The following is a 10,805-nucleotide window of genomic DNA, read 5'->3' as shown; positions in this document are numbered from 1 at the left end:
GCTCCTTTCGGGGTAGCGGAGCCGATGCGCTGCCGGCAACTGTTTCGACTCAGGAAATGACGACGCCTTTTCGTGGCGGCCTGTGCTTGCGCCACATGTCGTTCGCCCAGATCAGCCCCGGATGCTCGCTCCAGCCGACGCACAGCGTGGCCACTCGCGGTGGCAGCGGCTCGGCCTGTTTCATGTCGGGGTGATGCACGAGCGCGACCGGACCGAGAAGGGCCGCTGCCGTGAGATCGGCGACCGTGAACGTGTCGCCGACGAGATAGCCGGTGCGGGCGACGCGACCGGCAATGTAGTCGAGCGTCTCGTCGACGCGCTCTTTGGCGCGACGCCCGGTTTCCGGCGTGATGTTCATGGAGTTCTGCATCAGCGTGCGCACGAGCGGGAATGCCGCGCGAAACGCGCGCTGCTTCCACACCGGCTTCTCCGATGCGAAGGTCGCGACGATGAAGTCGGGTGCGTCCAGGCATGCGTCGAACACGGCGCGTCGAAGCTCGGGCCCGAGCGTGGCGTCGAACTTCTCCTGAAGCGACAGCGCCTCGGCGCGATCGTTCGCGTCGGCAGGATAGAGCGGCGGGGCAGGGAACTGCCTTTCGATGAGGTCGATGATCGCGGCCGAGCCGGCCACTGCGCGTCCGTCGATCCGCAGCACCGGAACCTGCGTCTGTCCCGTCAGGCGCCGGATTTGCAGCGCATGGGGACCGGGAATGTAGTTGATGCGGACGTGAGGAATGTCCTTGTAGTCGAGGGTCCAGCGGACTTTCTCGTTGAAGTGCGAGTGCGAGAACTGGTGCAGCTCGATCGGCGATTCCTGCATCGGACCATCCTTCGTCGGGGCGGCGGCGGCATCGAGGCTTCGTGGACTTCGCGGTGCCTTCGCGGTGCCGCCCGACCGGCGCGCGGACTGTAGCGCGAATCCGCGAAAATCCGACCCGTGCTGCCGGTCCGGCCGCCGACCGCGAGTCCCTGTACCTGTCGCGACTTTTCTGTATAGTTGCCGGCTTCGGCCAGCCGGACAGGCTCGCCATCCCGGCACGCGCACAAGGAGCCCGAACCATGAACGCCAGCGAAATCCGACGCGGCATCGTCATCAATTACAACAACGCGCCGCACCGCGTCCTCGAGTTCCAGCACCGCACTCCGGGCAACCTTCGCGCATTCGTGCAGGCGCGCATCCGCAACCTGCTGACCGGGCTGGCTACCGAAGTACGCTTCAGCTCCACCGAGTCGATCGAGCGCGTCAGCCTCGAGCAGCACACGATGCAGTACCTCTACAAAGAGGGCGACCTGTACCACTTCATGAACACGGAGAATTACGAGCAGATCACGCTCGATGCCGAAGCTCTCGGCGACAACGTGTACTACCTCGTCGACAACACCGAGATCGAGGTCGAGACCTACGAGGGCAAGCCGATCGGCATCACGCCGGCGGCCACCATCGAGCTGACGGTCGTCGAGACCTCGCCCGAGATGCGCGGCGCAACGGCAGCCAACAGCCCGAAGCCGGCCAAGCTGGAAACGGGCCTGGTCGTCACCGTTCCTCCGTTCGTCAAGCAGGGCGAGCGCATCCGCATCGACACGACGACCGGCCAGTACATCGAGCGCGTGCGCTAGCAGGCTGCGGAAGAACCCCTCCTCGGTCCGGGGTTTTTCCGCAACCTGCCTGGCTCCTGGTATTCCTGCTGTTCAGGTCTGGTCGAGGCTCGGCGGCCTTTTCGCTCCCACCTGCCACGCAGTGATCAGCCGCGCGCTGCGGCGTCGCCACACGTAGTACCAGGCCCACTGGGTCAGCACGAGGACGCGGTTCTCGTAGCCGACCAGGGTCAGCAGGTGCACGAACAGCCACGCGACCCACGCAAGAAATCCGGAAAGCTGCAGGAACTTGAGATCGGCCACCGCCTTGGCGCGGCCGATCGTCGCCATCGATCCGCGGTCGGCGTAGTGAAACGGCACGGCTTTCTCGCCGCGCAGGCGGGCGCGCACGAGCTCAGCCGCGTAATGGCCTTGCTGGATGGCTACCTGTGCCACTCCGGGCAGCGGCTCCGCAAGGTTCTTTGCGAAGCTGGCGGCGTCGCCGAGCACGAGGATTTCTTCGTGTCCAGGCAGCGAAAGGTCCTCTTCGACGGCCAGCGCACCCTGGCGGTTGAGCTTCGCTTCGGTGATTTCGGCCAGTCTGGCGCCGAGCGGAGTGCCGTGAACGCCGGCCGCCCAGACGACGACGCGCGCATCGATCTTCTCGCGCACCGGTACGCCGCCGTCGCCGGCGGCGTGCTCGATCGAGACGCCGCTGGCATCGACGTCCTTGACCGTCGTCTGCAGCCGCACGTCGACTCCCATCTTCTGCAGGTCCGAGAGCGCCGCCGCCGACAGCGGCTCGACGAACGCGGCCAGCACGCGGTGCCCGCCGTCGATCAGGATCACGTGGATTTTTTCGCCGGCGATGCGCCGGAATTCGACGGGCAGGGTGTCGCGCGCGAACTCGGTGATCGCGCCGGCGACTTCGACGCCGGTAGGACCGCCGCCGACGATGACGAACGTCAGCAGGCCGCTTCGCGCGGCGGGATCGGTCGTCCTTTCGGCTTCCTCGAACGCGAGCAGGATCCGCGAGCGCACTTCGGTCGCATCTTCGATCGACTTCAGCCCGGGCGCGAGGCGCTCCCACTGGCCGTGTCCGAAGTAGTTGCTGATCATGCCCGGCGCGACGATCAGCGTGTCGTAGGCGAGGCGCCGGTCCGGCGACTGGCCGCCCATCGCATCGCCGAGCACCACCTCGCGAGCCTGGACATCGACGTCGGTGACTTCGCCGAGAAGCACGGTGACGTTGGCTGCGCGGCGCAGCGCCTCGCGAAGCGGTGCAGCGACGTCGCCGGGCGACAGCGCACCGGTGGCCACCTGGTAGAGCAGCGGTTGGAACAGATGAAAGTTGCGCTTGTCGACGAGGACGACGTCGATGCCTTCGCGACCGGCAAGGCCGCGCGCTGCAGCAAGGCCGCCGAAACCGCCGCCGACGATCACTACCCGGTGCGCGCGTCCGGCGGATGCTCCGCCGCGCGCATCCGGCATTCCGTTTGGGGTGTTGGCGCCGTCGTGCAAGGTCATGGGCCGGAGAGTTTCATGGACTTCGTACGCCGGCCATCGCCTGTCTTCTCCATCGCGGCAATCGCGCTTCTCGCCTGCCTCGCGGGGGGCTGTGCTGCCCGGCGAAGCGCGGAGGAAGTGCGCACGTGGATCTCGGCTTATGACCGGGATCACCCCCTGGTGGGAAGCGTGTACGAGGTCGCGAGCGGGCGGAAGATCTCGCGCGGCGACCTCGCGCGCGCGCTCGACGCGAGCGACGTCGTGCTGCTCGGCGAGCAGCACGACAACATCGATCATCACCGCATCCAGGCATTTCTGCTTCGCGAGCTGATTGCCGCGGGCAGGCGGCCGGTCGTTGCGTTCGAGCAGATCGACGTGGCCCAGCAGGACGCGCTCGACCACGCGCTGGCGGCACACGCCGGACAGTCGCCGGCAGCGCTCGCCGATGCAGTGGCCGATGCTGCCGGGTGGCAGAAGAGCGGGTGGCCGCCGTTCGACCAGTACCGTCCCGTGTTCGAGACGGCGCTCGCTGCCGGCCTGCCCGTTCGCGCGGCCAACTTGCCGCGCTCGCAGATGAAGGATCTGTTCGGCACGAAAACGGCGGCGGCCACCGGGGAAGATCCATCGTTCGCGTTCTCTCCGTCGGAGCTTGCGTCCCTCAAGGCGGACATCGTCGACTCCCACTGCGGGTACGCGGGCGAAGATCTGGTCGGACCGATGATCAGCGCCGAGAAGCGGCGCGACCGCACGATGGCCGACGTCGTCGTGAGCGCCGCCGGGCAGTCGAATGGCGGCGTCGTGCTGATCTCCGGTTTCGGACATGCGAGGAAAGATTACGCAGTGCCGTTCTACCTGCGGCGCCTCGTGCCGGCGCTCAAGGTTGCATCGGTGGGACTGCTCGAGGTGAGCGACGATGCTCTCCACGAGGGCGACTACGCCGCGCTTCTCCACGCGAGCGTACTTCCATTCGATTTCGTGATGTTCACGCCCCGCGTGAGCAACGAAGACCCTTGCGAGAAATTCCGCGCCGGGCTCGAGAAGATGAAATCGCGCTGAGGAGGGCGGCGTTGCGGCCAGGCCGGAGCGCCGGTCGCCCGGGGGTCTGGCAGGATCAGTGGGGTCAGTGGCATTGCGGCCAGGCCGGCCGCGGCCCATACTGCGCGTCATGACACCCGCCGGCCCATCCAGCCGCCGCATCGTCATGGCGGCGTTCGCCGGGGCCGAGATGATCGACGTTGTCGGCCCTCTCGAGGTCTTTTCGGTGGCCTCGCGCATCCTGGACGACCAGGCGCAGCGGCTCGGGCAGCCCGGCGCGGACGACCGCGCCCCTGCGTACCGCATCGAAATCGCCGCCGAGAATCCGGGACCTCTCAAGATGGCCTCAGGCCTGGAGGTCGTCGCGGCGCGCAGCCTGCGCGGCATCCGCGGCGCCATCGATACCATCATCGTTCCCGGTGGCTCTGGTGTGGATGTGACGATGCGCCGCCCGCGCTTCGTCTCGTGGCTGGAGCGCGCAGCGGCCGAATCGCGTCGTGTCGCGTCCGTATGCACCGGTGCGCGCCTGCTCGGCGCTGCGGGTCTGCTGCGCGGACGGCGCGCGACGACGCACTGGGCCTGGTGCGACGTGCTCGCACGCGAGAACCCCGACACCACGGTGCAGCCCGACGCGATCTTCGTGCGCGACGCCAACGTGTGGACTTCGGCCGGAGTGACGGCCGGAATGGACCTGGCGCTGGCGATGGTCGAGCAGGACCACGGACGCCGCCTTGCGCTGGCCGCGGCCCGCATGATGGTGCTGTTCCTCAAGCGGCCGGGCGGCCAGTCCCAGTTCAGCGCGCAGCTTGCAGCGCAGATGGCCGAGCGCGAGCCGCTGCGCGACCTGCAGGCGTGGATCGTCGAGCATCCCGACGAAGACCTGCGCATCGACGTGCTGGCGCGGCGGGCGGCGATGAGCCCGCGCAATTTCGCGCGCGCATTCGTGCGCGAAGTCGGCATGACGCCGGCGCGTTTCGTCGAGCAGGCGCGCATCGGTGCGGCCCGGCGGCGCCTCGAGGATACCACCAACGGAGTCGACGAGATCGCCGAGGTCTGCGGCTTCGGAACGGCCGAGACGATGCGGCGGGCCTTCGTTCGCGGGCTGTCGACGAGCCCGAGCGCCTACCGTGCGCGCTTCCGCACCGAGAAAGTCGCGACGCTCTGATGCCCGCCGGGCGCAGCGTGTTCGCGAAAGCGACAACAGGAGGACGACGCAATGAAACTATCGATCCTGATCTATGACGGATTTACGAGTCTTGACGCGATCGGCGGCTACGAAGTGCTGTCGCGCATCCCGGGCATGGAAGTCGAGTTCGTCGCACCGAAGCGCGGCGTCGTTGCGGCCGACACGCGTTTTCTCGGAGTGCTCGCGTTCCGCGAGATGGCCGAAGTGACCTCGACCGACATCCTTTACGTTCCGGGCGGGCCCGGCGGCGTCGCGTGCGAGACCGACGAGGCGATGCTCGGCTGGATTCGCGCTCTCGATCGCACCTCGACGTGGACGGTCGGCGTCTGCAACGGAGTCGCGATCCTCGCCGCTGCCGGACTGCTCAAAGGACGCAAGGCGACGACGAACTGGTTCTACCAGGACCGGCTTCCCGAATGGGGAACCGAGTTCCTTCCGGTGCGCTATCACCGCGACGGCAAGTACGTCACCTGCGCCGGGGTGTCGGCGAGCATCGACGGCGGCCTGTTCCTGTGCGAGCTGATCGCCGGCACCGACATTGCCAAGACGATCCAGCTCGGCGTCGAGTACTACCCCGCGCCGCCGTTCCCGGAGAAGACGCCGGCCGAAGCGCCGCAAGACGCGCAGATGATCCTGCGCGCATTCGACGAGGGCGGCGGCGAGGCGCTGTTGCAGCTCGCGCCCGCGTTCGCCGGCTCCTACGAGGTGCTGACGCGGTAAGAAACGAGGCTGGGGACAGGCAACAGCGTGCTGGGGCCTGTCCCCAGCCTCCGTTCGACTGCGGCAGCCCGTCGAAAGCACCGGCCGAGCTCGTCGAAAGGATGCGCGGCATGAGCGCCGCGATGCGCACGGCGAACGCCTGAGCCGCAATCCGGACGCGAACGCCGCAGCCGGACCGCGAGCGCACTGGCCCGGACGCGAGCGCTCCAGCTAGGACGCGAGCGCCGCCTTCACGATGTCGGCGGCTTCGTGCTGGATGCTGCGCAGGTGATCGGTGCCGAGGAAGCTCTCGGCGTAGATCTTGTAGACATCCTCGGTTCCCGACGGGCGCGCCGCGAACCAGCCGCTTTTCGCGGTGACCTTGAGGCCGCCGATCGGCGCGTCGTTGCCGGGAGCGCGCACGAGCTTGGCCTCGATCGGCTCTCCGGCCAGCGTCGTCGCGGTCACGGACTGCGGGGACAGTGCCGCGAGCTTCTTCTTTCCTTCCGGCGTCACCGGCGCATCGATGCGCTCGTACACCGGCGAGCCGTACAGCGTCTCGAGATCGGCGTAGTGCTCCGAAGGATCGCGGCCCGTCGTCGCGGTGATCTCGGCTGCGAGAAGGTCGAGCAGGATGCCGTCCTTGTCGGTCGTCCACACGCTGCCGTCGCGGCGAAGAAACGATGCGCCGGCGCTCTCTTCGCCGCCGAACCCGCAGGAGCCGTCGAGAAGGCCGGGGACGAACCATTTGAATCCGACCGGAACCTCGATGAGGCGGCGGCCGAGCCCCGCGGCGACGCGATCGATCATCGAGCTGGACACGAGGGTCTTGCCGACTGTCGTGTCTTTCTTCCACGCCGGGCGGTTGGCGAACAGGTAAGAGATCGCGACGGCCAGGTAATGGTTCGGGTTCATCAGCCCGGCGCCGGGAGTCACGATGCCGTGGCGATCCGAATCGGCATCGTTGCCGAACGCGACGCGAAAATCGTGGCGCAGCGCGACGAGCCCGGCCATTGCGTACGGCGAAGAGCAGTCCATCCGGATCTTGCCGTCCTTGTCGACGGTCATGAACGCGAACGTAGGATCGATGACGCGATTGACGACGGTGAGGTCGAGCTTGTAGCGCGACGAGATCGGATCCCAGTAATCGAGGTTGGAGCCGCCGAGGGGATCGACGCCGAGCTTGATGGAGGCACCGGAGATTTTCTCGAGGTCGATCGCGCTCGCGAGGTCGGCGACGTACGGCGCGATGAAATCGTGGCGGTGCGTCGTCGCAGCCGCCATCGCCCGCTCGTAGGGAATGCGGTGGACGCCGGCCAGGCCCGCGCGGAGCAGCTCATTGGCGCGGTTCTCGATGCGGCGGGTCAGCTCGGTGTCGGCGGGACCGCCCGACGGCGGGTTGTACTTGAAACCGCCGTCGTCAGGCGGGTTGTGCGACGGCGTGATGACGATACCGTCGGCAAGGCCGCTCGTTTTTGCGCGGTTGGCCGAAAGAATGGCGTGCGAGATGACCGGAGTGGGCGTCGCGCCGCCGCCGTCCTGGACGAACGTCTCGACCCCGTTGGCGGCAAACACTTCGAGAGCGCTGATGAACGCCGGCGCCGAAAGCGCGTGCGTGTCGATGCCGACGAAGCACGGACCGGTGGTCTTCGCGTCGCTTCGTGCCTCGCAGACCGCCTGCGCGACCGCGAGGATGTGCGCCTCGTTGAACGAATGCCTCAGCGAGGAGCCGCGGTGCCCCGAGGTTCCGAACGCGACGAGGTGCGACGGCTCGGAGGGATCGGGAACGAGCGAATAGTAGGCAGCGACCAGGCGCGGAACGTCGACGAGAATGCTGCGCGGCGCGGGTTTGCCGGCTAGAGGACTGGCTTCCATGCGCCGGGTTTTAGCGGAAAACCGCGGGAGAAGAAGTCCGGCGGCGTCTCAGTCGGTCCTGGCGTCGAAGTGTGCGGAATCGTCGGTGTGGAAAGGTCCCGCAAACGCGGCGCCGAAGCAGGCCCCGGTTGCGACGTTCTTCATTTCGACGCCGACGGTCGAGGAAGCCCCGAAGCCGAGGGAGCCGAGACCGAGCGCAGCGCCCTGTCCCTTGATCTTGATCTTTGCCGCTCCGGCATCTGCGGCCTTGACCTGGATCTGGCGGATGCCGCCGGGTGCGAGCGACTTGCTGGAGTAGCGAAGCGTCGACGTCGTCGACGTCCACGATGAGCCGGCCGGCGCGAGCGAGCTCACGAGCTCGCGGTCGGTCATGCCGTCGTTCACGTACACGCAAAGCGCGAAGTCGTCGCTCGTCGTCGGGCTGCCGAGATCGCCGAGCGCGATCGCCGGTCCGCGGCCCCAGCTCCAGCCAAGCCGGGCCGACGCGGCGCTCGTCGCCTTGATCGTCAGTCGCGAGCCTTCGGTGCCCGGGTCCGGCACGAGGCATGACGGCTCGAGCTCGGCGACGCCGCCGCAATGGCCGGCTCCGTCACAGCTGTCGTTCCACGTGCAGACGTCTCCGTCGTCGCAGCTGCTGCCGCCGGCCTCGAACGTGCACGAGGCGCTGCAGCAGTCGCCGCCTGCCTGGTTGCCGTCGTCGCACTGCTCGCCCATCGTCACGATCCCGTTGCCGCAGCCGGTGTGCGTGCAGTTGGAATCGCAGCCGTCGCCGTCGACGAGATTGCCGTCGTCGCACTGCTCGTCGCCGTCGAGCACTCCATTTCCGCAGGCCAGCTCGTCGGCGCCGATGTCGGCCGCGGCGCCCGAGACCCGCGGATCTCCGTCGATGTCCTGCGTGCCGGCAATGCCGGCGGCCAGCGCCACTGCCGCGCCGATCGCCGGCGACGCGGCCGAAAGATGCAGGTTGCCGGTGGCGGGGCTGACGAGCTCCGGATCGACAAACACCGAGTGCGCGTCGTTGCCGCTGCCGGCCTGCCATGCACCAAAGCCCGTGTACGGCGTCGTCTTCCAGATCCAGCTCGACGAAGCGGCGCCGGCAGTGCTGAAGTAGATGTTGTGGTCGATCGTGTTGCCGCTGGTCAGCGAAAACTCGTTGGCGACGAACTGGTCCTGCGAGTTGGCATAGACGACGTTGTTCTCGATCGTGTTGCCGCTGATGTCGTACTGCAGCAGCAGCTCGCCGCCCCCGTACTGGTCGGTGTCGTTGTCGTACAACGTGTTGTGGACGATCGAGCAGCCGCTGGTGCTGCCGCGCCTGGTGTCGTAGCCGCCGATCGCGATGCCGATCGACTGGGAACGGTAGACGAAGTTGCTGCGCACGACGACGTCGCTCGTGTCCTTGCCCGCGTGCTCGCTTGCCAGCTCGATGCCGATGTTCGAATCGTGGACGACGTTGCGCTCGATCGTGATGCGGGTGCCGCCGTCGACGTAGATGCCGTCGGCCGAGCGGTCGTTCCCGTACGACGGGTTTCCGAGGGAATCGATGTCGTAGACGAGGTTGCCGGCGATCAGGCCGTCGCGCGCGCGGTCGAGCGCGTCGCTGCAGCCGACGCATTCGCCTTCGAAGCCGATCGCGTCGATGCCAATGTTGTTGTTGTCGTGGACGCGGTTGTTCGTGATCGAAAACTGCTCGACGTTGCCGTTGACGACCATCGACTCGCTCCAGCCGAGCACGCAGTTACGAACCTCGTTGCCGTCGATGACGAGATTGTGGATCGAGCCGCTCGCGTTGGTGCCGTACGCCGCGATGCCGTGCGCGCCGCAGCTCGCACAGCCGGGATTGCGGATGTCGTGCACGGTGTTGCCGAGGAGCTGGATGTCGTGCGACGTGCCGCGCACCCAGATGCCGGCCGGAAAGTCGCTCGCGTTGGTGGCGGTCAGGTTCGCGATCTGCATCCCGGAGACGGTGATGTAGGACTGGTTCTCGATATAAATGAGTCCGACGAGGTCGGTGGTTGGGATGCCGGTGCCGTCGATCACCGGGGTGTTGCCTGCCTTGGCGCGCAGCGTGATCGGATTGCCGGCGGTGCCGCTCGAAGGAAACGTCACTTTCTCGTTGTAGGTTCCGGTGGCGACCTCGACCGTGTCGCCCGGGCCGGCGGCGTTTACCGCTGCCTGGATCGTCGAATACTGGGACGGCACTGCGAGCACGGCGGCTGCGGCCGTGCCGGAGCGCAGCAACAGCGCTGCCACCGCGATGCAACTCTCCACGCGTGTGCGGCGGATGATTCCGCGCATCTTCTTCTGTGGCATCCGGATTGCCCTCCGACCCGTGCCGAAGCTTAGCGCGGGAAGTCGCTCGTCATCCAGAGCATTTACGAAGGGATCTGCATCGCCTCGGTCGCAAGCAGCCACTGCATCTCCAGGCCTGCCGCCCGGTGCTTGCCGATGCCGGCGACGTACGGATCCATCGCGATCTCGACGAAAGCCTTGCGCGACGGGTACTCGACCAGCGCCACCGAGTGGAACTCCTCGCCGCCGGTTCCGATGACCTGCGACTTGACCCGGCCCGACCAGATCAGCCGTCCGCCCCTGGAAACGACAAATGGAACCATTTCCCGTCCGTACAACTCGTACGCCTCTTCCCCGCTCATCCCTTCGTGGGGCGGGTCGGCACGCGGCTTGAACCGCAGCAGGTTGAGCATCACGACGGGCTTGCCGTCGTCACCGGCCATAAGCGCCTGGAACTGTTCGGGCTCGGGATAGATGGCCATGGATATGTTCCTTTCTGATGCGCTCGCCGGAACGCCCTGCGGCGTTCAGGTGCACAGTGGTTGGTCTGCCGGTCCTCGCAGCGCTGCCCCTTTCGAAAACCCGGCCCGTTGGCAAGTGTGCACGTGTACCTGGCGCGACGGTTCCGCGCTACAAC

At 67.2% G+C, this 10,805-nt stretch carries 9 protein-coding genes; 4 read left to right on the top strand and 5 right to left on the bottom strand.

All coding sequences use genetic code 11. The annotated features are described in order from the left end of the window. Positions 1-49 precede the first annotated feature (49 nt). Complete coding sequence (locus VGK20_08100) at positions 50-820, bottom strand: glutathione S-transferase family protein (GenBank protein ID HEY2774001.1); 771 nt, start codon at positions 818-820, stop codon at positions 50-52. Between the two features lie 239 nt (positions 821-1,059). Between VGK20_08100 and efp the strand changes: the two genes are divergently transcribed. Next, the gene (gene efp, locus VGK20_08095; GenBank protein ID HEY2774000.1) at positions 1,060-1,617 is read left to right on the top strand and encodes an elongation factor P; all 558 of its coding nucleotides are present in this window, start codon (positions 1,060-1,062) and stop codon (positions 1,615-1,617) included. A 72-nt stretch (positions 1,618-1,689) separates the two neighbouring features. Here efp and VGK20_08090 read toward each other — a convergent pair whose 3' ends face one another. Beyond that, a complete protein-coding gene (locus tag VGK20_08090; protein ID HEY2773999.1) occupies positions 1,690-3,102 on the bottom strand; it encodes an NAD(P)/FAD-dependent oxidoreductase in 1,413 nt (470 codons plus the stop codon). A 159-nt stretch (positions 3,103-3,261) separates the two neighbouring features. Between VGK20_08090 and VGK20_08085 the strand changes: the two genes are divergently transcribed. From VGK20_08085 to VGK20_08075, 3 genes are all read left to right on the top strand, one after another. Next, entirely contained in the window at positions 3,262-4,137 is an 876-nt protein-coding gene (locus VGK20_08085) for a ChaN family lipoprotein (protein HEY2773998.1), read from the top strand. 109 nt (positions 4,138-4,246) lie between these two features. Next, positions 4,247-5,281, top strand: a complete 1,035-nt coding sequence (locus VGK20_08080; GenBank protein ID HEY2773997.1) for a DJ-1/PfpI family protein — start codon at positions 4,247-4,249, stop codon at positions 5,279-5,281. 51 nt (positions 5,282-5,332) lie between these two features. After that, positions 5,333-6,022, top strand: coding sequence for a DJ-1/PfpI family protein (locus VGK20_08075; GenBank protein HEY2773996.1), 690 nt, complete (start codon positions 5,333-5,335; stop codon positions 6,020-6,022). Between the two features lie 210 nt (positions 6,023-6,232). On the opposite strand, the gene pgm is transcribed toward VGK20_08075, so the two are convergent. From pgm to VGK20_08060, 3 genes are all read right to left on the bottom strand, one after another. After that, a complete protein-coding gene (pgm, locus tag VGK20_08070; protein HEY2773995.1) occupies positions 6,233-7,876 on the bottom strand; it encodes a phosphoglucomutase (alpha-D-glucose-1,6-bisphosphate-dependent) in 1,644 nt (547 codons plus the stop codon). 48 nt (positions 7,877-7,924) lie between these two features. Beyond that, on the bottom strand, positions 7,925-10,189 hold the full coding sequence (locus VGK20_08065) for a DUF4215 domain-containing protein (GenBank protein ID HEY2773994.1): 2,265 nt from the start codon (positions 10,187-10,189) through the stop codon (positions 7,925-7,927). 62 nt (positions 10,190-10,251) lie between these two features. Further along, positions 10,252-10,650, bottom strand: coding sequence for a DUF1330 domain-containing protein (locus VGK20_08060; protein HEY2773993.1), 399 nt, complete (start codon positions 10,648-10,650; stop codon positions 10,252-10,254). Positions 10,651-10,805: the final 155 nt, after the last annotated feature.

It is taken from the genome of Candidatus Binatia bacterium (assembly GCA_036493895.1).
In the GTDB taxonomy this organism is placed as follows: Bacteria; Desulfobacterota; Binatia; order UBA1149; family CAITLU01; genus DATNBU01.
This window is presented reverse-complemented; position numbering and strand designations above follow the sequence as displayed.

Coding starts and splice junctions, on each gene's coding strand:
- VGK20_08065 (HEY2773994.1), bottom strand. CDS start 10,189: ATGCCACAGAAGAAGATGCGCGGAATCATCCGCCGCACACGCGTGGAG.
- pgm (HEY2773995.1), bottom strand. CDS start 7,876: ATGGAAGCCAGTCCTCTAGCCGGCAAACCCGCGCCGCGCAGCATTCTC.
- VGK20_08060 (HEY2773993.1), bottom strand. CDS start 10,650: ATGGCCATCTATCCCGAGCCCGAACAGTTCCAGGCGCTTATGGCCGGT.
- VGK20_08100 (HEY2774001.1), bottom strand. CDS start 820: ATGCAGGAATCGCCGATCGAGCTGCACCAGTTCTCGCACTCGCACTTC.
- VGK20_08075 (HEY2773996.1), top strand. CDS start 5,333: ATGAAACTATCGATCCTGATCTATGACGGATTTACGAGTCTTGACGCG.
- efp (HEY2774000.1), top strand. CDS start 1,060: ATGAACGCCAGCGAAATCCGACGCGGCATCGTCATCAATTACAACAAC.
- VGK20_08080 (HEY2773997.1), top strand. CDS start 4,247: ATGACACCCGCCGGCCCATCCAGCCGCCGCATCGTCATGGCGGCGTTC.
- VGK20_08090 (HEY2773999.1), bottom strand. CDS start 3,102: ATGACCTTGCACGACGGCGCCAACACCCCAAACGGAATGCCGGATGCG.